Source organism: Streptomyces sp. NPDC002817, assembly GCF_053592055.1.
Window position 1 is genome coordinate 47,003 of the sequence record NZ_JBSFUY010000042.1, and the last position, 21,357, is coordinate 68,359.

Below are 21,357 nucleotides of genomic sequence, written 5' to 3' on the forward strand. Positions count from 1 at the left end.
ACAGGAAGAGGGGACCGGCCCCGACACCCCTGGGAGGCTCGCTCGTGAGGACGCAGGCAAACGCCGTTGTGATCGGCGGCGGAGTGATGGGCGCGAGCATCGCCTACCATCTCGCCGCCGCCGGTGTCCGTGACGTCGTCCTCGTCGAACGTGACGAACTGGCCTCCGGGTCCACCTCGAAGGCGGCCGGAGGGGTGCGGGCCCAGTTCTCCGACGGCCTCAACGTGCAACTCGGCGCGCGCAGCCTGGAGGCGTTCGGCCGGTTCCGGGAGGAGATCGGCCACGACATCGGCCTGCACCGCGTCGGCTATCTGTTCCTGCTGTCGACGCCCGAGGACGTGGCCTCCTTCGAGGCGGGAGTGCTCCTGCAGAACTCCCTCGGCGTGCCCAGCCGCATGCTCACCCCGAAGGAGGCCCGCAAGCTCTCCCCGCTGATCAGCACCGACGGGCTGCTGGCGGCCGCCTTCTCGCCGGACGACGGCCACTGCACTCCCGAGGCCGTCGTCCACGGCTACGCCTCCGCCGCCCGCGCCCTGGGCGCCCGCGTCCTGCGGCACACCGAGGTCACCGGCATCACCGTGCGGGGCGACACCATCAGGGCCGTCGAGACGACGCTCGGCACCATCTCCACCGACACGGTGGTCTGCGCGGCCGGCGCATGGTCGCGCGCGATCGGGAAGATGGTCGGCGTGGATCTGCCGGTGGAGCCGCTGCGCCGCCAGATCGCGGTCACCGAGCCGGTCCGGGGCCTGCCGCCCGGCCTGCCGATGACCATCGACTTCAGCAGCACCCTCTACTTCCACCGCGAGGGCCCCGGCCTCCTCCTGGGCATGTCCGACCCCGACGAGCGCCCCGGCTTCGCCACCGACACCCACGACCGCTGGATCCCCCGCCTCGCCGCCGCCATGGAGCACCGCGCCCCCTCCCTCCTGGACCTGCGTCGCACCGGCGGCTGGGCGGGCCTGTACGAGGTCACCCCTGATCACAACGCCCTGATCGGCGAGGCGACTTCGGTATCCCGTTTTCTGTATGCGACCGGCTTCTCCGGTCATGGTTTCCTCCAGGGGCCGGCCGTCGGCGAGGTCGTCCGTGACCTGTGCCTGGGCCGCGTACCCTTCGTGGACGTCAGCCCGTTGAGCGCCGGCCGGTTCGCGGCCGCCGCCCCGCGCCCGGAGGCCAACTGCGTATGACCGAGCTCCATCTGTGGCTGCGCCACGAGGACCGACCCACCGAGCGGCGCACCCCGGTCGTGCCGTCCGACGCACGCGGGCTCGTCGGGAGCGGGGTGACCCTGACCGTCGAGGAGTCCCCGCAGCGGATCTTCCCGATCGAGGAGTACGAGGCCGTCGGCGCCCGGGTCGCGCCCATGGGGTCCTGGGTGGCGGCGCCGCCGGCGGCGGTCGTCCTCGGTCTGAAGGAACTCCCCGACGCTCCGGCCGAGTTGACGCACCGGCACATCTTCTTCGGGCACGCCTACAAGCAGCAGCCGGGCGCCGCGGACCTGCTCCGCCGGTTCGCCGCCGGGGGAGGGGAACTCCTCGACCTGGAGTACCTGGCCGACGACCACGGACGCCGGCTCGCCGCCTTCGGGTACTGGGCGGGCTACCTGGGCGCGGCCCTGGCGGTGCTCCGGCACCGGGGCCGGCTCGTCGCACCGCTCACGCCCACCTCGAAGGAGGAGCTCGACGAGATCCTCCGGCCCGCAGCCGGGGACGAGGAGTTCACCGCGCTCGTCATCGGCGCCCTGGGCCGCAGCGGACGCGGCGCCCGCGTCGCCCTCCAGGTGGCCGGGCTCGACCCCACCTGCTGGGACCTGGAGGAGACCCGCGACCTGGACCGCGCGGCTCTGCTGGAGCACGACGCGATGGTGAACTGCGTCCTCGCCACCACCCCGGTCCCGCCCTTCCTCCGGGAAGCCGACCTCGACGCCCCCACCCGTCGGCTGCGCACGCTGTCCGACGTCACCTGCGACGTCGGCTCACCCCTGAACGTCCTGCCGGTCTACGACCGCACCACCGAGTGGGACGAGCCGGTACGCCGGCTCCGCAAGGAGGAGCCCCCGCGCACCCCTCTCGACCTCATCGCCATCGACAACCTGCCGTCGCTGCTGCCGAAGGAGTCCAGCGAGGGCTTCTCCGGCCAACTGCTGCCCCTGCTCATGGACTTCGGGACCGGCGGCCCGTGGGGGCGCTGTCTGGACCGGTTCCATGCGACCTGTCGGGAACTCGGCATCGTGGAAGGGGAGTCGCGGAATGTCTGAGCCGGTTCCGGCGAGCGGCACCGTCCACTGGATCGGTACCGGACTGTCCACGGGCAGCGGTCTGGCGCGGGTGTGCGGGACGGCCGAGCGGGTGCGGGTGTGGCACCGCACCGAGGAGCGCGCGGCCGAGGCCCTCGACCGGCTGGGTCTCACCGGCCGCGCCGAACCCCGCGCGTACAGCCTTCCCGCGCTGACGGCGGAACTCGCGCCCGGGGACGTCGTCGTGTCGATGCTGCCCGCACCGGAGCACGCCGGGATCCTCGCCGCGTGCGTCGCGCGGAAGGCGCACTTCGCCTGCTCCAGCTATGTGTCGGACGCCGTGCTGGAACAGGTGCCCGCGGCCCTCGCGGCGGGGATCGTCGTCCTCACCGAGGCCGGGCTCGACCCGGGCATCGACCACCTCTTCGCGCACAGCCTCGTCGCCCGCGCCCGGGACGCGATCGGCGACGCCACGGTGGCCTCGTACCGCCTGACCTCCTACTGCGGCGGCATTCCCGCGGTGCCGAACGACTTCCGGTACCGCTTCAGCTGGGCGCCCCTCGGAGTCCTGGGCGCCCTGCGCTCGCCCGCCCGTTACATCGAGGACGGCGCCGAGACCACCGCCGCGCGGCCGTGGGAGGCGACCCGGCGCCATGTCGTCGACGGGGAGGGCTTCGAGGTCTATCCGAACCGCGACAGTGTGCCGTTCGTCGAGCAGTACGGGATGCCGCCCGCCTGGAAGGCGCAGTCCTTCGTGCGGGGCACCCTGCGGCTGGAGGGGTGGCTGCGGGCCTGGGACGCCGTCTTCGAGGAGCTCAAGGGCGGCGACGACGCCCGGATCGCCGCGCTGGCAAGGGAGTTGGCGGCAACCTATCCGACCACGGACACCGACCTGGACCGGGTCGTGCTCGCGGTGTCCCTGGATGTGCAGGGACCCGCGGGGCAGGCGTGGTCGGGCAGTTGTCTGCTGGACCTGGTGGGGGACGAGGAGGAGAGCGCGATGGCCCGCTGCGTCTCCCGCACTCTCGCCCTCGGCGTGGGGCACGTCCTGGACGGCTCGCTGCCGCCCGGCCTCAGCCGGGCCGCCGAGACGGCGGCCCGTTCGGAGGAGTGGCTGCGCGAACTCGCCCTGGCAGGCGTGGAGTTCACCCTCCGTGTGGATGCCTGATCACTCGATCACGGCCTCGTGCACCAGGCGCCTGAGGTCCGGGTTGAGCTTCAGGGTCTTCGGCCGTACCTGGGTGTAGAACTGCACGGTCAGATCGCGACCGGGGTCGACCCAGAAGGTCGTGGACGCGGCCCCGCTCCAGCCGAACGTGCCCGGGCTCGTGGGTGCGAGCGTTCGGGCGGGGTCGATCACCACGGAGACGCTGAGTCCGAATCCGACACCGTCGTTGTTGGGCTCGTCATGGGCCGGTCTGCTGCCGAAGGCGCGCAGGTCGGCGCCGCCGGGAAGGTGGTTCCTGGTCATCAGGTCCACTGTTTCGGGGGCGAGCAGACGGATGCCGTCGAGTTCGCCGCGACGGCGCAGCACCTCCATGAAGCGGTGCATGTCGTGCGCGGAGGCCGCCATGCCGCCGCTGCCGGAGAGGAACCGGGGCCGGCCGTGGAGCGGGAGCCCGGGGACCGGTTCGATGCCGCCGTCGTCCTTCTCGCCGTACAACTCGGAGAGTCTGCCCGCCTGTTCGCCCGTGACGCTCAGGCCGGCGTCGGTCATGCCGAGCGGTCCGAAGACCCGCTCGGCGAAGAAGACGTCCAGCGGTTGCCCGGACACCACCTCGATGACCCGGCCGAGCACATTGGAGGAGACCGAGTAGTTCCACTGCGTGCCCGGCTCGAACTGGAGCGGCAGGCTCGCGTACACGTCGACCGTCTCGGCCAGGGTCGAGCCCGGTACCACCGACGACTCCAGATCGGCCGCCCGGTACAGGGCGTCGACCGGGTGGGAGTGGTAGAAGGCGAAGGTCAGACCTGCCGTGTGGGTCATCAGGTGCCGTATCAGCATGGGCTGTCCGGCGGGCCGGGTGACCATGTCGGAGCCCGAGCCGCTGACGTGCACCCGGGCGTCGGCGAAGGCCGGCAGATGCCGGGCGACCGGGTCGTCCAGCGACAGCTTCCCCTCCTCCACCAGGATCAGCGCGGCCACCGCGGTGACGGGCTTGGTCATCGAGTAGATCCGCCACAGGGTGTCCGGCTCGACGGGGAGTCCGGCGGCGAGATCGCGGTGGCCGTGCGCCGTGAGGTGGGCGACGCGGCCGCCGCGGGCGACGGCCACGAGGAAGCCGGGCATGCGTCCCTCGTCGACGTAGTGGGCGAGGTGCTGGTCGAGGCGGTCCAGCGCCTTCGGGTCCAGTCCGGCCTCCCCCGGGTCGACTTCCTGCCGCAGCTGTGCCATCGCTCTCCTCCGCTCGCGTTCGTCGAGGTGCGATCCGGCATACCCCGCCGCGCCGACCTCAGACCTCATCGTCGCGCAGGAATCTCCGAACGGTTGCCCGGTCGACCCCGATCGGTGATCGTGGCACGGAAACCCGCCGCCGGCACCGCGCCGGCCAGTGCGACAGCGGCGAACGTGACGAGTGACACCTCCGTGGCGGCGAGGGCCACCCCGAGCGTCGGCCCGACGTTCATCGCGGTCTGCTGCAGCCCGCCCGCCACCCCGGCCGACCCGACCGGACTCTCGCGTACGACGACATGGGTGGCCGCCACCATGACGGTCCCGAACCCGGCCCCGAGCAGGGCGAATCCGGCGCCCAGCGCGAGCGCCCCCGACGCGTGGGAGAGCACCAGGATCCCGACGGCGAGGACCGCCATCGCGGTCGCCGTCGTGCGGCGGGCTCCCGCCCGGCGCAGCAGCACGGGGCACAACGCGGCGGCGGCCACCATCAGAACCGCCAACGGAAGGCAGCGCAGGGCACTTTGGAAGGGGTCGAGACCGAGCGTGTGCTGCAGGACGTACGTGCTCACGAACAGGGTGCCCGACAGGGCGGCCGACGCGGCGACCAGGACGCCGAGCGGTGCGCCGGGGACGGTGCGCGGTATCAGCGGGCTCGCGGTGCGGCGCTCGTGGCGTACGAAGGCGACGCCGGTCACCGCGGTCACCGCCAGGCCGAGCCAGTGCGGGGAGACCAGCGTATGGACCAGGAAACCCAGGGTCACCGCGAGCAGGGCGGCACCGGGCAGGTCCAGCCGGACCCCGGTGGCCCGCTCCGGCTCCCGCACCGCCAGGGCGAGCACGCCGAACACCAGCGCGGGCACGACGTTGACGAAGAACACCGCCCGCCACCCGGACCCGGCCACCAGCACTCCGCCGATCAACGGGCCGACCGCGGCGGCCACCCCGATCGCCGCGGTGCGCACGGCGATGGGCCCCCGGAGCCGGTCCGGCGGGTAGGCGACGCGCAGCATGCCGAGGGTCGCGGGTTGCAGCAGCGCCCCGAACACCCCTTGGACGACCCGCAGTCCGATCGCCCAGCCGACACCGGGTGCCAGTCCGATGCCGGCCGACGCCACCCCGAAGCCGAGCATGCCGATCCCGAAGAGCCGCCGGTGCCCGTACCGGTCGCCGAGCCGCCCCGCGAACACCAGCAGACTCGCCACCGCGATGAGATAGCCGGTGCTGGTCCACTGGACCTGGGCGAAGGAGGCGTCCAGGTCCCTTTGCAGGGTGGGCTGGGCGATGGTGAGGACCGTGCCGTCGAGGGCGACGATCACGGCTCCGGTCACGCTGCCCGCGAGGACGAGACGAGGGTTCACCCGTCCTCCCGGCCGAGGTGCGCGTCGAGGGCGTTGCGCAGGAGAGGTGCGAAGTCCTCTGCTCCGGTGGCCAGTTGGAGGCTGCCCCAGCCCCACAGCTGGGCGATGCCGTGCAGGTTCGCCCACAACGCCCCGGCGACGAGACGGGCGTCCGCGTCCGGGCGGGCCACGGCGACCAGCTCCACCAGGCGGCCGAAGAGGGGCAGGCTGGTGTCCCTGAGTCCCAGGTGGCCGCTCTCCAGCAGATCGTGACGGAACATCAGCTCGTACATGCCTTGGTTGTCCAGCGCGAACCGCAGATAGACCCGCCCCAGCTCCGTCAGCCGGTCGCGCGGGCTCGCGGTGCCGTCGTCGGCCGACCCCGCCCGCTCCGCGAGCTCGCCGAAGCCGCGGCGCGCGATGGCCGACAGCAGCTCCAGATGGGTCGGGAAGTAGCGGCGCGGCGCACCGTGCGAGACGCCCGCCCGGCGGGCGATCTCCCGCAGGGTCAGCGCCTGCACGCCCTCCCGGGCCACCAGTTCCACCCCGACCTCGACGAGTCGGGCCCGCAGTCCGCTCTCCGGTTCATGCATAGACACTGTCTACCAGGTGCTCGTAGACAGCGTCTACTCACTTTCCCTCCGGGAATGCGCGCACCCCGTGTGCCGGTTGACCCAGGCATGACTCAGGACGCGACGCAGAACGCACTGCTCGGGCTGCTCTCCGAGGGCCACGGCGGGGTGCTGGTCACGCTCAAGCGCGACGGCCGGCCCCAGCTGTCGAACGTCAGCCACGCCTACTGCCCCGACGAGCGGATCATCCGGATCTCGATCACGGACGACCGCGCCAAGACCCGCAACCTGCGCCGCGATCCGAGGGCGTCCTACCACGTGACCGCCCCGGACCGGCGGGCGTACACGGTCGCCGAGGGCACGGCCGAGCTCGCACCGGTGGCGCAGGACCCGTACGACGAGACCGTCGAGGAGCTCGTCCGGCTCTACCGCGACGTCGTGGGCGAACACCCCGACTGGGACGACTTCCGTGCCGCGATGGTCCGCGACCGGCGGGTGGTACTGCGGCTGAAGGTGGAGCGGGCGTACGGGATCCCCGCGGGGGCCAACCGGGTCTGAGTCCCTGGGCGTCGCGGCCGGTCCGGCATCCTGGCGGTGACGCCGTTCTCTCTCGCACGGCGACGGACATGAGGACCTGGCCGTCGGCGGGCCCGACCAGCAGCGTGCTCGGGCGCACGGCACCGTGTGCGCGAGCACGAACATCACCGCGAACGCCGTCCGCCGGCCCGGCGCCCCGCCGAGACTCGTCCCCGAGGGCACTACCACCGGCACGCCGGTCATGGCGACAGCGACGGCCCGGTTCCGGAGCCGGGTGCGACCGGGGCGGCATCTCCGCGCGTACCGGCCGCCCCTGAATCCGGCCGGTACGCGCGGAGCCCTCCCCCCGGACCGGCTGCGCGTGACGAGCGTCTGTTCTTTTCTGCTCGTTCCGGCCGATGTTCTTGCTGAAAACGTCAACTGTCAACGGGGTAGGGCGGTTCACGCGGTCCTAGGACCCGGGGCGCAGGGCGGACGGCCGATGGTTTCGCGATCACGCGCTGCCTAAGCTGGCTGAGGAGACGCCACGCTCAGGAAGAGGTCACGATGCCGGTCCACGGCCGCAGTCACATCCGTATCGCCCGCCCGTCCCGCGACCTCGCCGCGGCGGAGCGTTTCTGGGCCGACGGGCTCGGTCTGGCCGTCGTGTGGCGGGCCGAGGGCGGCGCCGAACCGGGCCACCACGATCTGCTCATGCTCGGCTGGCCCGACGCCGGGTGGCATCTGGAACTCGTCCACGAGTCGGCCCACCCCGTCGAACCCCGCCCCACGGAGGAGGACCTCCTGGTCGTCTACGTCGACGGTCCCGTGCCGCAGGACCTGGTCGCCCGACTCGAACAGCACGGCGGCAAGCGGGTCCCCTCACCCAACCCCTACTGGAACGAGTGGGGCGTGACGATCGAGGACCCGGACGGCTACCGGCTGGTGCTGTGCGAGCGGGCGTGGTCCAACTCGTAGGGGACGGGCCCGACTCGCGGCGGGACGGGGCCGAATCCAAGGCGGCTCCGACTCCGCTCGGGACCGCCTCGGCCGGCGGACGAGCCGGCGCAACGCGTCGTGGACCGGCCCGGTCCAAAGCGGGCCGGTCCCCACTCCTGGGCCCGTTCAGGCCCCGACGTACTCCGCCAGGTGCTGGCCCGTGAGCGTGGAGCGGTCCGCGATCAGTTCGGTCGGGGTGCCCTCGAAGACGATCCGGCCGCCGTCGTGGCCGGCGCCGGGGCCGAGGTCGATGATCCAGTCGGCGTGTGCCATGACCGCCTGGTGGTGCTCGATGACGATGACCGACTTCCCGGAGTCCACCAGCCGGTCCAGCAGGCCCAACAGCTGCTCCACGTCCGCGAGATGGAGCCCGGTCGTCGGCTCGTCGAGGATGTAGACCCCGCCCTTCTCGCCCATGCGGGTGGCCAGCTTCAGCCGCTGCCGCTCACCGCCCGACAGCGTCGTCAGCGGCTGCCCGAGGGTGAGATAGCCGAGGCCGACGTCCGCGAGCCGCTCCAGGATCTTGTGCGCGGCCGGCGTACGCGCCTCGCCCGTGCCGAAGAACTCCACCGCCTCGGACACCGGCATCGCGAGCACCTCGCTGATGTCACGCCCGCCGAGGTGGTACTCCAGCACGGCCGCCTGGAACCGCTTCCCCTCGCACTCCTCGCATGTGGACGCCACCCCGGCCATCATCGCCAGGTCCGTGTAGATGACGCCCGCGCCGTTGCACGTCGGGCAGGCGCCCTCGGAGTTGGCGCTGAAGAGGGCCGGCTTCACACCGTTGGCCTTGGCGAACGCCTTGCGGATCGGCTCCAGAAGCCCGGTGTACGTCGCCGGGTTGCTGCGCCGCGAGCCGCGGATCCCGGTCTGGTCGACCGTGATCACGCCGTCCTGCCCGGACACCGAGCCATGGATCAGCGAGCTCTTGCCGGAACCGGCGACCCCGGTGACGACGACCAGCGCGCCCAGCGGGATGTCGACGTCGACGTCCTGGAGGTTGTTCGTACCGGCGCCGCGTACTTCCAGTGCCCCCGACGGCTTGCGCACCGTGGGCTTGAGCGAGGCCCGGTCGTCCAGGTGCCGTCCGGTGAGCGTGTCGCTGGACCGCAGCCCCTCGACGGTGCCCTCGAAGACCACCTCGCCACCCGCGGTGCCGGCGCGCGGGCCGAGGTCCACGACATGGTCGGCGATCTCGATCGCCTCCGGCTTGTGCTCCACGACCAGCACGGTGTTGCCCTTGTCGCGCAGTTGCAGCAGCAGTTCGTTCATCCGGCGGATGTCGTGCGGGTGCAGCCCGATCGTCGGCTCGTCGAAGACGTACGTCACATCGGTGAGCGAGGACCCGAGGTGGCGGATCATCTTGGTGCGCTGCGCCTCACCGCCGGAGAGGGTGCCCGAGGGGCGGTCGAGGCTGAGGTAGCCGAGCCCGATCTCGACGAACGAGTCCAGCGAGTGCCCCAGCGCGGCCAGCAGCGGCGCCACCGACGGCTCCTTCAGGTCACGGACCCAGTCCGCCAGATCGTCGATCTGCATCGCGCAGACGTCGGCGATGTTCTTCCGCTTGATCTTCGAGGCCCGGGCCTCCGCGCTGAGCCGGGTGCCGTCGCACTCGGGACAGATCTGGAACGTCACCGCCCGCTCCACGAAGGCACGGATGTGCGGCTGGAGGGCGTCGACGTCCTTGGAGAGGAAGGACTTCTGGATCTTCGGGACCAGTCCCTCGTACGTCAGGTTGATGCCCTCGACCTTGATCTTGGTCGGCTCCTTGTGGAGCAGGTCGTGCATCTCCCGCTTGTTGAACCTGCGGATCGGCTTGTCCGGGTCGAAGAAGCCGCAGCCCCGGTAGATACGGCCGTACCAGCCGTCCATGCTGTAGCCGGGGATCGTCAGCGCGCCCTCGTTGAGCGAGAGGCTGTCGTCGTACAGCGCCGTCAGGTCGAAGTCACTGACCGAGCCCATGCCCTCGCAGCGCGGACACATGCCGCCGAGCCGGTGGAACGTGGCCTTCTCCGCCTTGGTCTTGCCACCGCGCTCCACGGTGATCGCACCGCTCGCCGACACCGAGGGCACGTTGAACGAGTACGCGTTGGGCGGGCCGATGTGCGGCGTGCCGAGCCGGCTGAAGAGGATGCGCAGCATCGCGTTGACGTCGGTCACGGTGCCGACGGTCGAGCGGGCGTTGGCACCCATCCGCTCCTGGTCGACGATGATCGCCGTGGTCAGTCCGTCCAGTACGTCGACCTCGGGCCGCGCCAGCGTCGGCATGAAGCCCTGCACGAAGGCGCTGTACGTCTCGTTGATCAGCCGCTGCGACTCCGCGGCGATCGTGTCGAACACCAGCGAGCTCTTGCCCGACCCGGAGACACCGGTGAACACCGTCAGCCGGCGTTTGGGGATCTCGATGCTGACGTCCTTGAGATTGTTCTCCCGCGCGCCGTGCACGCGGATCAGATCGTGGCTGTCGGCGGGGTGCGACGCGGGCGGCTGGGGGGTCGTCCTCTTGGTGGCCATGCTGACTGTTCTCCATCGTTCGGCTCGATCTCACCGGCTCCGAGCATTAGGTCTGATTTCCCTGGGGGAACAAAGCGTTCCGCGTCGTTTCGAGCCCGCTCAGTTCCGTTCCTGGACACGGATCAGATTGCCCGCGGGGTCACGGAAGGCACAGTCACGCACGCCCCACGGCTGCTTGATCGGCTCCTGGACCACATCGGCGCCCGCCTGAAGCCGGTCGAACACGGCGTCCAGGTCGGCGGTGGCCAGCACGATGCTCGCGTACGTGCCCTTGGCCATCATCTCGAAGACCGTGCGGCGCTCGTCCTCGGTGAGGTCGGCGTCCACGCCCGGCGGATGCAGTACGACCGACGTGTCGGGCTGACCGACGGGACCGACCGTGATCCAGCGCATCGAGCCCTTGCCGACGTCGCCGCGCACCTCGAAACCGAGGAGATCGCGGTAGAAGGCCAGCGCGGCGTCCGGGTCGTCCTGCGGGAGGAAGCTCGCGTGAAGGGTGAGGTCCATGGACTTCACGCTAGGCGCGGTCCCGGGGTGGGCGCTTCTCGAAAACTGACAGGTCCCCGGCGGTCCGGTCGTGGCAGAGCCGGCGCATGGAACAGACGGCACCGCCGACCGCGGAGGAGTACGCCGCCGTACGCGCCGCCGTCCTGGCCGGGGCCGGCGGACGCTCCACCCTCAACTCCCTGCTCGCCCAGTGGCACGACCTGGTGGCGGAGGTGGAGGAGGGCTACGGCTGGTGCGGGCCGGAGCTGTCGAACGACCTGTGGTGCCGAGGCGCACTGGCCCGGGTCTGGCCGCGGCTGCCCGAGCGGGTACGAGCGCTGCGGCAGCCGGAGCTCGACGCGTACGACGACCGGTTCCGTGCCGCGACCGTCCCCTGGCCCGACCGTGCCGAGGGCGGGCGATGGTGGGACCGGCGCATCCCGAGGAGGCTCGACGTCGAGGCGGGGGAGGCGCGGTGGCAGGGCCGGCCGATGGGCTGGGACATGATGCCGTTCCCCGAACCGGACGAGGTCGACGTGGTCGAATGACCCGCTTCCGCCTCCCCGCCCGACATGCCCGAGTCCCCGGAGCCCTTACGGGTCCGGGGACTCGGGAGTCCTGGCGGAGGGGGATCAGGCGGTCACGGTCTCCCGCTCCGCCGCCGGCTTCGGCGCGCGCTCGCCGAGCTGCTCCGTCGGGACGCTGTGGGTCTCGCGGGCCGTGAGAACGGCGATGACCGGCGGGACGCACAGCGCGGCGGTGAAGAAGGCGACCGCCGACCAGTCGCTGCCGTCGGGGCCCGCGATCTGCGCGGCGAAGGTGACCGCGAACCCGGCCACGGCGAAGCCGATCTGGGTACCGATCGCCATGCCCGACAGCCGGACGCGGGTCGAGAACATCTCGCCGTAGAAGGAGGGCCACACCCCGTTCGCGGCGCTGTAGACGACCCCGAAGGTGACGATGCCCAGCACCAGGGTCAGCGGGTAGTTGCCCGTGGAGATCGCCCAGAGGTACACGAACATCATGACCGCGCTGCCCGCGGCGCCGATCAGGAAGACCGGGCGGCGGCCGATACGGTCCGAGAGCGTGGCCCACGCCGGGATCGCGCCGAGGGCGACCAGGTTGGCCAGCGCGCCCACCCACAGCATCGAGGAGCGGCTCATCCCGACCGAGTCGCTGGTGGCGTACGCCAGCGCCCAGACCGTGAAGATCGTCGAGACCGAGGCGATCAGCGCACCCGCGACGACCCGCAGGACGTCCGCCCAGTGGTTGCGGGCCAGGAACGCGAGCGGCATCTTCACGACGCCCTCGGAGGCGGTCTGCTGCTCGAAGGCCGGGGTCTCCTCCAGCTTGCGCCGGATGACGTAGCCGACGACGGCGACCGCGATGCTCAGGAAGAACGGGATCCGCCAGCCCCAGGACAGCAGCTGGTCCTCGGGGAGCGCGGCGATCGGGATGAAGGCCAGCGTGGCGAGGAGCTGGCCGCCCTGGGTGCCGCTGAGGGTGAAGCTGGTGAAGAAGCCGCGCCGGTTCGGCGGCGCGTGTTCGAGCGTCATGGAGTTGGCGCTCGCCTGCTCGCCGGCGGCGGAGATCCCCTGCAGGACACGGCACAGCACCAGCAGGACCGGTGCGAGCGTGCCGACCTGGTCGCGGGTGGGCAGACAGCCGATGAGGAAGGTCGACAGACCCATCAGGATCAGCGTGAAGACCATGATCTTCTTGCGGCCGACCTTGTCACCGAAGTGGCCCAGGAAGAGCGCGCCGATCGGCCGGGCGGCGTAGGCCACACCGAAGGTGGCCAGCGACAGCAGGGTCGCGGTGGCCGGGTCGGACTTGTCGAAGAAGATCTCCGGGAAGATCAGCGCGGCCGCGCTGCCGTAGATGAAGAAGTCGTAGTACTCCAGCGCGCTGCCGATCCAAGCGGCAGTGGCCGCCTTTTTCGGCTGCCCGACGGCTTCGGCGGGGACGGACACGAGCGTGCTCCTTCGAGGGAACTCCAACGTATGCGGAGTGAGCGGGGGGGGGAGAAGGTGCCTGAGCCCTGGGGTGCTGGGTCGGCCGCGCTGGGATCCTCGGGGGCTGCGGTTAATTAACCCACTAGGTAGTTAGTAGCGCTTGGGTAGGGATGTTGCGCCCGCGTTTCCCGCGTGTCAAGAGGCCCTGCCAAAGGATCTTCAGTCGGCGATGCGCTCCGCCGTCAGATAGGAGATCACCATGTCGCCCAGCATGTTCCGGTAGTGCTCACGCTGCGCGGGGTCGATGAGGTCGCGGCCGAACAGGGCACCGAAGGTGTGCCGGTTGGCGACCCGGAAGAAGCAGAAGGAGCTGATCATCGCGTGCAGGTCGACGGCGTCCACGTCGGCCGTGAACAGGCCGGACTTCTGGCCCGACTCCAGGATCCGGCGGATCACGTCCAGGGCGGGCGAGCCGATCTTGCCGAGCTTCTCGGAGGCGGCGATGTGCTCGGCCTCGTGGATGTTCTCGATACTGACCAGACGGATGAAGTCGGGGTGCTGCTCGTGGTGGTCGAAGGTGACCTCGGCGAGCTTGCGGATGGCCGCGACCGGGTCCAGATGCTCGACGTCCAGCTCCTGTTCGGCTTCCCGGATCACGCCGTACGCCCGCTCCAGGACGGCCGTGAACAGCTGCTCCTTGCCGCCGAAGTAGTAGTAGATCATCCGCTTCGTGGTGCTGGTGCGGGCGGCGATGTCGTCGACCCGTGCCCCCGCGAAGCCGACCCGGGCGAACTCGTGGGTCGCCACGTCGAGGATCTCGGCCTTGGTGCGCGCGGCGTCACGGATGCGCCCGTTGGGTCGTGCCGGTTCTTCGACGCTGGTCATCGGGTTCCTTCGGGTGTGCGGCCAGTGCCGCGATTCTAGAAGCCCGCTCGCCCCGCGGAACGGGTCAGGGCTTCCCAAGTGCCGTTTCCGGGTGCTATGACTAACTCACTAGTTCGTACATTAGTGAGCCGCTCAGGAGGTCCGCCGTGGCCAAGGACTCGTATCTCGTCGGACTGATCGGCGCGGGCATCGGCCCCTCGCTCAGCCCGGCCCTGCACGAGCGGGAGGCCGACCGCCAGGGTCTGCGCTATCTGTACCGGCTCATCGACATCGACGTCCTCGGCGTCGGTCCGGAAGCGGTCGGCGATCTGCTGCGGTCCGCCCGGGACACGGGATTCGACGGGCTCAACATCACCCACCCCTGCAAGCAGCTCGTCATCGAGCACCTCGACGCGCTCTCCCCGCAGGCCGAGGCGCTCGGCGCGGTCAACACCGTCGTCCTCGAGGACGGCCGGGCCATCGGCCACAACACGGACGTGACCGGCTTCGCCGCCTCCTTCGCCCGCGGCCTGCCCGACGTACCGCTGGAGAAGGTCGTGCAGCTGGGCGCGGGCGGCGCGGGAGCGGCCGTCGCGCACGCCACGCTCACCCTCGGCGCGGAGCGGGTCACGGTCGTGGACGCGCTGGCCGACCGGGCCGCCGACCTCGCCGCCTCCCTGAACCGCCACTTCGGCGACGGCCGGGCCGCCCACGCGACCCCGGACCGGCTCCCGGACCTGCTCGCGAGCGCCGACGGAATCGTTCATGCCACCCCCACCGGCATGGCCGCCCACCCCGGCCTCCCCTTCACCGCCGAACTCCTGCACCCCGGCCTCTGGGTCGCCGAGGTCGTCTACCGCCCCCTCGAGACCGAACTCCTGCGCACCGCCCGCGCGAGGGGCTGCGCCACCTTGGACGGGGGCGGAATGGCCGTGTTCCAGGCCGTGGACGCCTTCCGCCTCTTCACCGGGCGGGAGCCCGACAGCGCTCGCATGCTGGCCGACATCGCGGAGATGGCCGGAGCCGTCGAGAGCTCGGCGGGCTAGGCCGTATCCATGCCGCGGGCCGCCGACGGATGGTCGCGGCCCCGCGGCGGAGCCGCATATGTACTCAGCCCCGCGCCCCCGACGGGGCACCGTCGGACCGCAGGTCGAAGGAGCTTGCCCCATGCGTACGTCCATCGCAACCGTCTCCCTCAGCGGATCCCTCACCGAGAAGCTCACGGCCGCCGCCCGGGCCGGCTTCGACGGTGTGGAGATCTTCGAGAACGACCTCCTCGCCAGCCCCCTCACCCCCGAGGAGATCCGCACCCGCTGCGCCGACCTCGGTCTTGGCATCGACCTCTACCAGCCGATGCGGGACATGGAGGCGGTGCCCGAGGAGCGGTTCGCGAACAATCTGCGCCGGGCCCAGCACAAGTTCGAGCTGATGGGCCGGCTCGGTACCGACACGGTCCTCGTCTGCTCCAGCGTCCACCCCCTCGCCGTGGACGACGACGCCCTCGCCGCCGAGCAGCTGGGCCGACTGGCCGACCTGGCCCAGGAGTTCGGCATCAAGGTCGCCTACGAGGCACTGGCGTGGGGCCGGCACGTGAGCACGTACGACCACGCCTGGCAGATCGTCCGCGCCGCCGACCATCCCGCGCTCGGCACCTGCCTGGACAGCTTCCACATCCTCTCCCGTGGGTCTGAACCCAAGAGCCTCGAAGCCATCGCGGACATCCCCGGCGAGAAGATCTTCTTCCTCCAGCTCGCCGACGCCCCGCTGCCGGCGATGGACGTCCTCCAGTGGAGCCGCCACTACCGCAGCTTCCCCGGGCAGGGCGGATTCGATGTGGCGGATCTTGTACGCCGTGTATTGCATACCGGCTACGACGGTCCGCTCTCTCTCGAGGTCTTCAACGACGTCTACCGCCAGGCCGACGCCGGTCGGACCGCCGTGGACGCGCATCGCTCGCTCCTGCTCCTCCAGGAGACGGTCGGCGTGACGACCCCGCCCGCGGCCGTCGTCCCCACCGGCGTCGCCTTCGCCGAACTGATCACCCCCGACGCCGAGCCGGTCTCCGCGGTGCTCGGCGCACTGGGCTTCGCCCGCACCGCGCGCCACCGCACCAAACCGGTGGACCTGTGGCAGCAGGGCGAGGCCCGACTGCTCCTGAACACCGGCCCGGCGGGCCGCCGCGACGGCACGGGCCTCGCCGCGATCGGCCTGGAGTCACCGGACCCGGCGGGCGCGGCCCGCCGCGCGGAGGCCCTGCTGGCCCCGGTGCTGCCGCGGCGCCGCGCCGTCGAGGACGCCCCGCTGGACGCCGTCGCGGCGCCCGACGGCACGGAACTCTTCTTCTGCGCGACCGGCCGTCCCGAACTGCCCAACTGGCGGGCCGACTTCGAGGACGTGGCGCACGAGGCCGGGGCGGCGTGCGTGCGGTGCATCGACCATCTGGCCCTCGTCCAGCCCTGGCACCAGTTCGACGAGGCGGCGCTGTTCCACCGCAGCGTGCTCGGGCTGCACGCGCAGGAGAGCGTGGACGTCGCCGACCCGTACGGGCTGATGCGCAGCCGGGCGGTGACGAACCCGGACGGCAGCGTCCGGATCGCGCTGAGCGTCGGCGCGGCACCCACGGACGACACGGTGCACGCCCAGCACATCGCGTTCGCCACGGACGACGTGGTGACGGCGGTACGTCGCTTCCGGGACGCGGGCGGCCGCGTCCTGCCGATCCCCGCGAACTACTACGACGACCTCGCCGCCCGCTTCGAGTTCGCCGACGGTGAGCTGGAGACGTACCGCGAGCTCGGCATCCTCTACGACCGGGACGCGTACGGCACCTTCCGCCACTGCTACACCCGCACGGTCGGCCGGGTCTTCTTCGAACTCGTCCAGCGCGACGGCTACCGCGGCTACGGCGCCCAGAACGCTCCGGTGCGGCTGGCCGCGCAGCACGGCGTCACTGGCGGCTGACCGCCCGGGTCACACCTGTCACCACCGTCGTGGCCAGGATCCAGCCGGTGATCACGAGGGCGTAGGAGAGCGCCTGGTACCCGCCCTGCGGGGCGAACGCGCCCTCCTGCCCGAACGAGATCACCGGCAGGAGCAGGTCCAGGGTGAAGAACACCGGGTCGAAGTCGGGGTGTTCGCCAGGCTTCAGCGGAGGCGGCTCGTGGAGGGCGTACACGAGGGAACCGACGGCGAGCAGGGAGACCAGCCAGGCACAGGCGCGCAGGGGGCGGAAGCCGTAGCCGACGGTGACGTCCTGAAGGTAGCCCCAGAGACGCCCGTACCAGGCGCGGGTGGCTCGCAGGCGGCGCTGTTTGGCGAGCTGGACCTGGCGGGCGGCGTAGTCGTCGCCGATGCGGAGGTAGGCGGCGGTCAGCTGTTCGTAGGCGTGGGGGACATAGCCGTCGACGTCCCGTTCGAGCATCGGCAGGCGGCGTTCCGCGGGCTCGTGGGGGATGAGGGTGGTGTAGGTCAGGCTGTTGAAGCGGATCCGACCCGGGACCATGTCCGGCTCCAGGTCGAGGAGTTCCACCTGGGAGCGGCGCAGGTTGACGACACCGTCCACGGGAGGCCCTTTGCGCAGCCACAGTTCCCCGATGGTGCAGCTGGTGGCGTGCAGGGCGGTGCCGCCGGGGTTCGACAGGTGGGCGCGCGACAGAATGAGGCGGCCCCTTATCCGGGCGCCGCGCAGCTCCAGCAGGCCCTGCGTGCGGACACGTCGCAGTACTACGTCGGCCTCCGCCGCGAGGGCTTCCGCGTTGAGAGCGGTGCCGCCCGGGCAGCGCAGCTCGGCTTCGTGGAAGTTCACCAGGCCGCCCACGGCCGCGCCCGTGAGGAGGACTTCGCCGTCCGCCGTCAGTCCCTGGCACAGCAGGTCGCGCCCGATCTCCGCGTGATTGAGCTGGAGCACCGCGTCGGAGGTGTCCGATGTGAACTGCGCCCGCTCCATGAACAGCGCCCCCGCGATCCGAGCACCGCTCAGTCGCACCGGCCCCCGGAACCGGCAGTCCGTCAGCCTGAGTACGCCCTCCATGCACACGGCGCCTGCGTCGAGGCCCGGCAGCGTGGAACCTCTCAGGTTGAGCTGACGGATCTGGCTGCCGTACAGGCGAGGGGACTCCTCGAACTGGCACCGACTCAGCCGTACGGACGTGTCGACCGCTCCGTGCCGCAGGTCGAGTGCGCCGGTGATGTAGGCCCCGTTCAGTCTCAGGGCGGGTATCTCCCCTTCCTGACGTGGCCCGTTGAGCATGAGCGCCCGCAACACCACGGCACGGACGGTCCGTTCGGGTTCCCCGGCGTCATGGAAGTCCACAGCCGTGCCCGTCGCGAACGCCTCCCACACCCGCCGCTCGGCGGGCGTCAGGTCGTTGATCTCCACAGAGCGGGACTCTAGCCGCTCCTTGGACGACGACGGCCCGGGCCGTCGTCAGGTCGCTACGGTCGGGTGTTCCACTCGGCGACGACCGGTCGGCCGTGTTCCGTGGACAGTCGGCTGACGGTGGCCGTCGCGAGCTGGAACAGGCGGCCGTCCGCCGCTTCCAGGCCCAACCGACGAGCCGTCAGCACCCGCAGGAAGTGGGCGTGCGCCACGAGCACCACGTCCCCGTCCGGGAGCGCCGCGTCCACCCGGGCCAGCACCCGGTCGGCGCGTGCCCCGACCTCGGCGGGCGACTCGCCGGGGTGTCCTTCGGGGCCGAGCGGCACGCCGTCGGTCCACAGGTACCAGTCGGGCCGGGTCCGGTGGATGTCGACGGTGGTGACGCCCTCGTAGCCGCCGTAGTCCCACTCGTGGAGGTCGTCATAGGGCAACACCCCTGACAGGCCCACGAGTTCGGCGGTGCGTATCGCGCGGTCCAGCGGACTGCTGAGCGCGAGAGCGAAGGTCCGTCCGGAGAGGAACGGAGAGAGGGACTTGGCCTGTTCCTCACCGTGTGCGGTGAGGGGCAGGTCGGTCCAGCTGGTGTGCCGGCCCGACACGCTCCACTCCGTCTCCCCGTGGCGAACCAGCAGGAGATCCCCCACCGTGCGCCTACTTCGACTCGACGGCGTGGCCGCCGAACTGGTTGCGCAGCGCCGCGATCATCTTCATCTGCGGCGAGTCGTCCTGACGGGACGCGAACCGCGCGAAGAGGGAGGCCGTGATCGCGGGCAGCGGAACCGCGTTGTCGATGGCCGCCTCGACGGTCCACCGGCCCTCACCGGAGTCCTCCGCGTAGCCGCGCAGCTTGTCCAGGTGCTCGTCCTCGCCCAGGGCGTTCACGGCCAGGTCGAGCAGCCAGGAACGGATGACCGTGCCCTCCTGCCAGGACCGGAAGACCTCGCGCACATCGGTCACGGAGTCGACCTTCTCCAGGAGCTCCCAGCCCTCGGCGTAGGCCTGCATCATCGCGTACTCGATGCCGTTGTGGACCATCTTCGCGAAGTGCCCGGCGCCCACCTTGCCCGCGTGGACGAAGCCGAAGTCGCCCTCGGGCTTGAGCGCGTCGAACACCGGCTGCACCTTGGCGACGTGCTCGGCGTCGCCGCCGACCATGAGGGCGTAGCCGTTCGTCAGACCCCACACGCCACCCGAGACACCGGCGTCGACGAAGCCGATGCCCTTGGCCGCGAGCTCCTCGGCGTGCTTCTCGTCGTCCGTCCAGCGGGAGTTGCCGCCGTCGACGACCGTGTCGCCGGGGGAGAGGAGGTCGCCGAGCTCGTCGACGACGGACTGGGTCGCGGCGCCGGCCGGCACCATCACCCAGACCACGCGGGGGCCTTCGAGCTTCTCGACGAGTTCGGCGAGGCTCGCCACGTCGGAGACCTCGGGGTTGCGGTCGTAGCCGATGACGGTGTGGCCTGCGCGGCGGATCCGCTCGCGCATGTTGCCGCCCATCTTGCCGAGGCCGATGAGGCCGAGCTGCATCGACGTCATGTCAGCGCACTTCCTTCAGTTCACGGTATGCGGCCACGAGGGCGGCGGTTGATGCGTCGAGGCCGGGTACCTCGGCGCCTTCGGTGAGGGCGGGCTCCACCCGCCTGGCGAGCACCTTGCCCAGCTCGACACCCCACTGGTCGAAGGAGTCGATGTTCCAGACGGCGCCCTGGACGAACACCTTGTGCTCGTACAGCGCGATCAGCTGACCGAGGACCGACGGGGTCAGTTCCTTCGCCAGGATCGTCGTGGTGGGGTGGTTGCCCTTGAACGTCTTGTGGGTGACCAGTTCCTCGGGGACACCCTCCGCGCGCACCTCGTCCGGCGTCTTGCCGAACGCCAGCGCCTGCCCCTGGGCGAACAGGTTGGCCATCAACAGGTCGTGCTGCGCCTTGAGTTCGTCGCTCAGCTCGGCCACGGGCCTGGCGAAGCCGATGAAGTCCGCCGGGATCAGCTTGGTGCCCTGGTGGATCAACTGGTAGTACGCGTGCTGCCCGTTGGTTCCGGGCGTGCCCCACACCACCGGCCCTGTCTGCCAGTCCACGGGCCGGCCGTCGCGCTGCACCGACTTGCCGTTGGACTCCATGTCGAGCTGCTGGAGGTAGGCGGTGAACTTCGACAGGTAGTGGCTGTACGGCAGTACCGCGTGCGACTGGGCGCCCAGGAAGTTGCCGTACCAGACGCCCAACAGGCCCAGGAGCAAGGGGGCGTTGTCCTCGGCGGGGGCGCTGCGGAAGTGCTCGTCGACGATACGGAAGCCGTCGAGCATCTCCCGGAAGCGGTCCGGGCCGATGGCGATCATCAGGGAGAGGCCGATGGCCGAGTCGTACGAGTAGCGGCCGCCGACCCAGTCCCAGAACTCGAACATGTTGTCCGGGTCGATGCCGAACTCGGTGACCTTGCCGCCGTTGGTCGACAGCGCCACGAAGTGCCTGGCGACCGCCTTCTCTTCACCGCCGAGGCCGTTCAGCAGCCAGGAGCGTGCCGAGGTGGCGTTGGTGATCGTCTCGATCGTGGTGAACGTCTTCGACGCGACGATGAACAGCGTCTCCGCGGGGTCCAGGTCGTGCACTGCCTCGTGGAGGTCGGAGCCGTCGACGTTGGAGACGAACCGGAAGGTCAACTCCCTTGCCGTGAACGCGCGCAGCGCCTCGTACGCCATCGCCGGACCCAGGTCGGAGCCGCCGATGCCGATGTTGACGACATTGCGGATACGACGGCCCGTGTGGCCGGTCCACTCACCGGAGCGGACCCGGTCGGCGAAGCCGCCCATCTTGTCGAGCACGGCGTGCACCTGCGGCACGACGTTCTCGCCGTCGACCTCGACGACCGCGTCGGCCGAGGCGCGCAGCGCGGTGTGCAGGACGGCCCGGTCCTCGGTGAGGTTGATCTTCTCGCCGCGGAACATGGCGTCACGCAGACCGAACACGCCGGTGGCGGTGGCCAGTTCCTGGAGCAGGGCCAGCGTCTCGTCCGTGATCAGGTGCTTGGAGTAGTCGATCCGCAGATCGCCGACGCGTACCACGTACCGCTCCGCGCGCCCCGGATCCGTCGCGAACAACTCCC

19 protein-coding genes are annotated in these 21,357 nt (G+C 71.0%); 8 read left to right on the forward strand and 11 right to left on the reverse strand.

Features of this window, described 5'->3' with window-relative positions; all coding sequences use genetic code 11:
* Positions 1–44 precede the first annotated feature (44 nt).
* From ACWD3I_RS43385 to ACWD3I_RS43395, 3 genes are read left to right on the forward strand one after another with little or no spacing between them, the layout of a single operon-like run.
* Entirely contained in the window at positions 45–1,190 is a 1,146-nt protein-coding gene (locus ACWD3I_RS43385; protein WP_365411137.1) for an NAD(P)/FAD-dependent oxidoreductase, read from the forward strand.
* On the forward strand, positions 1,187–2,260 hold the full coding sequence (locus tag ACWD3I_RS43390; protein ID WP_365411140.1) for a saccharopine dehydrogenase: 1,074 nt from the start codon (positions 1,187–1,189) through the stop codon (positions 2,258–2,260). The genes ACWD3I_RS43385 and ACWD3I_RS43390 overlap by 4 nt, the downstream gene beginning before the upstream one ends.
* The gene (locus ACWD3I_RS43395) at positions 2,253–3,407 is read left to right on the forward strand and encodes a saccharopine dehydrogenase family protein (protein ID WP_365411143.1); all 1,155 of its coding nucleotides are present in this window, start codon (positions 2,253–2,255) and stop codon (positions 3,405–3,407) included. The genes ACWD3I_RS43390 and ACWD3I_RS43395 overlap by 8 nt, the downstream gene beginning before the upstream one ends.
* On the opposite strand, the gene ACWD3I_RS43400 is transcribed toward ACWD3I_RS43395, so the two are convergent.
* The 3 genes from ACWD3I_RS43400 to ACWD3I_RS43410 all read right to left on the reverse strand — a co-directional run bounded on the left by ACWD3I_RS43400 (position 3,408) and on the right by ACWD3I_RS43410 (position 6,564).
* Positions 3,408–4,634, reverse strand: a complete 1,227-nt coding sequence (locus tag ACWD3I_RS43400) for a serine hydrolase domain-containing protein (RefSeq protein ID WP_365411147.1) — start codon at positions 4,632–4,634, stop codon at positions 3,408–3,410. It lies immediately after the preceding gene.
* Positions 4,635–4,699: 65 nt separating this feature from the next.
* Entirely contained in the window at positions 4,700–5,992 is a 1,293-nt protein-coding gene (locus tag ACWD3I_RS43405; RefSeq protein ID WP_365411150.1) for an MFS transporter, read from the reverse strand.
* Positions 5,989–6,564, reverse strand: coding sequence for a TetR/AcrR family transcriptional regulator (locus ACWD3I_RS43410; protein ID WP_365411153.1), 576 nt, complete (start codon positions 6,562–6,564; stop codon positions 5,989–5,991). The genes ACWD3I_RS43405 and ACWD3I_RS43410 overlap by 4 nt, the downstream gene beginning before the upstream one ends.
* Before the next feature lie 87 nt (positions 6,565–6,651).
* Here ACWD3I_RS43410 and ACWD3I_RS43415 point away from each other — a divergent pair, with 87 nt between their 5' ends.
* Both ACWD3I_RS43415 and ACWD3I_RS43420 read left to right on the forward strand, forming a co-directional pair.
* Positions 6,652–7,101, forward strand: coding sequence for a PPOX class F420-dependent oxidoreductase (locus ACWD3I_RS43415; protein WP_365411156.1), 450 nt, complete (start codon positions 6,652–6,654; stop codon positions 7,099–7,101).
* 525 nt (positions 7,102–7,626) lie between these two features.
* Complete coding sequence (locus ACWD3I_RS43420) at positions 7,627–8,037, forward strand: VOC family protein (protein ID WP_365411159.1); 411 nt, start codon at positions 7,627–7,629, stop codon at positions 8,035–8,037.
* A 147-nt stretch (positions 8,038–8,184) separates the two neighbouring features.
* On the opposite strand, the gene ACWD3I_RS43425 is transcribed toward ACWD3I_RS43420, so the two are convergent.
* Positions 8,185–10,572, reverse strand: a complete 2,388-nt coding sequence (locus ACWD3I_RS43425; protein WP_365411162.1) for an excinuclease ABC subunit UvrA — start codon at positions 10,570–10,572, stop codon at positions 8,185–8,187.
* A gap of 99 nt (positions 10,573–10,671) precedes the next feature.
* Positions 10,672–11,079 carry a VOC family protein gene (locus ACWD3I_RS43430; protein WP_365411165.1) on the reverse strand — a complete coding sequence of 136 codons (408 nt, stop codon included), beginning with the start codon at positions 11,077–11,079 and terminating at the stop codon, positions 10,672–10,674.
* An 86-nt stretch (positions 11,080–11,165) separates the two neighbouring features.
* On the opposite strand from ACWD3I_RS43430, the gene ACWD3I_RS43435 reads away from it, so the two are divergent.
* Positions 11,166–11,606 (forward strand): hypothetical protein, encoded by a 441-nt coding sequence (locus ACWD3I_RS43435; protein ID WP_365411168.1) that lies wholly within the window; start codon positions 11,166–11,168, stop codon positions 11,604–11,606.
* Positions 11,607–11,690: 84 nt separating this feature from the next.
* Here ACWD3I_RS43435 and ACWD3I_RS43440 read toward each other — a convergent pair whose 3' ends face one another.
* Together ACWD3I_RS43440 and ACWD3I_RS43445 are read right to left on the reverse strand one after the other, a co-directional pair.
* On the reverse strand, positions 11,691–13,031 hold the full coding sequence (locus ACWD3I_RS43440) for an MFS transporter (RefSeq protein WP_365411171.1): 1,341 nt from the start codon (positions 13,029–13,031) through the stop codon (positions 11,691–11,693).
* Positions 13,032–13,232: 201 nt separating this feature from the next.
* Positions 13,233–13,898: a TetR/AcrR family transcriptional regulator gene (locus ACWD3I_RS43445; RefSeq protein WP_365411174.1), complete on the reverse strand. Its 666-nt coding sequence runs from the start codon at positions 13,896–13,898 to the stop codon at positions 13,233–13,235.
* 146 nt (positions 13,899–14,044) lie between these two features.
* Between ACWD3I_RS43445 and ACWD3I_RS43450 the strand changes: the two genes are divergently transcribed.
* Entirely contained in the window at positions 14,045–14,923 is an 879-nt protein-coding gene (locus ACWD3I_RS43450) for a shikimate dehydrogenase (protein ID WP_365411177.1), read from the forward strand.
* Between the two features lie 121 nt (positions 14,924–15,044).
* Positions 15,045–16,838: a bifunctional sugar phosphate isomerase/epimerase/4-hydroxyphenylpyruvate dioxygenase family protein gene (locus ACWD3I_RS43455; RefSeq protein ID WP_365411180.1), complete on the forward strand. Its 1,794-nt coding sequence runs from the start codon at positions 15,045–15,047 to the stop codon at positions 16,836–16,838.
* On the opposite strand, the gene ACWD3I_RS43460 is transcribed toward ACWD3I_RS43455, so the two are convergent.
* The 4 genes from ACWD3I_RS43460 to pgi all read right to left on the reverse strand — a co-directional run.
* Positions 16,825–18,255: a membrane-associated oxidoreductase gene (locus ACWD3I_RS43460; RefSeq protein ID WP_365411183.1), complete on the reverse strand. Its 1,431-nt coding sequence runs from the start codon at positions 18,253–18,255 to the stop codon at positions 16,825–16,827. The genes ACWD3I_RS43455 and ACWD3I_RS43460 overlap by 14 nt on opposite strands.
* A gap of 56 nt (positions 18,256–18,311) precedes the next feature.
* The gene (locus tag ACWD3I_RS43465; protein WP_365411186.1) at positions 18,312–18,899 is read right to left on the reverse strand and encodes a histidine phosphatase family protein; all 588 of its coding nucleotides are present in this window, start codon (positions 18,897–18,899) and stop codon (positions 18,312–18,314) included.
* A 7-nt stretch (positions 18,900–18,906) separates the two neighbouring features.
* Entirely contained in the window at positions 18,907–19,782 is an 876-nt protein-coding gene (gene gnd / locus ACWD3I_RS43470) for a phosphogluconate dehydrogenase (NAD(+)-dependent, decarboxylating) (protein ID WP_451084354.1), read from the reverse strand.
* A 10-nt stretch (positions 19,783–19,792) separates the two neighbouring features.
* On the reverse strand, positions 19,793–21,357 hold a 1,565-nt coding region (gene pgi, locus ACWD3I_RS43475), incomplete at its 5' end, for a glucose-6-phosphate isomerase (protein ID WP_451084350.1).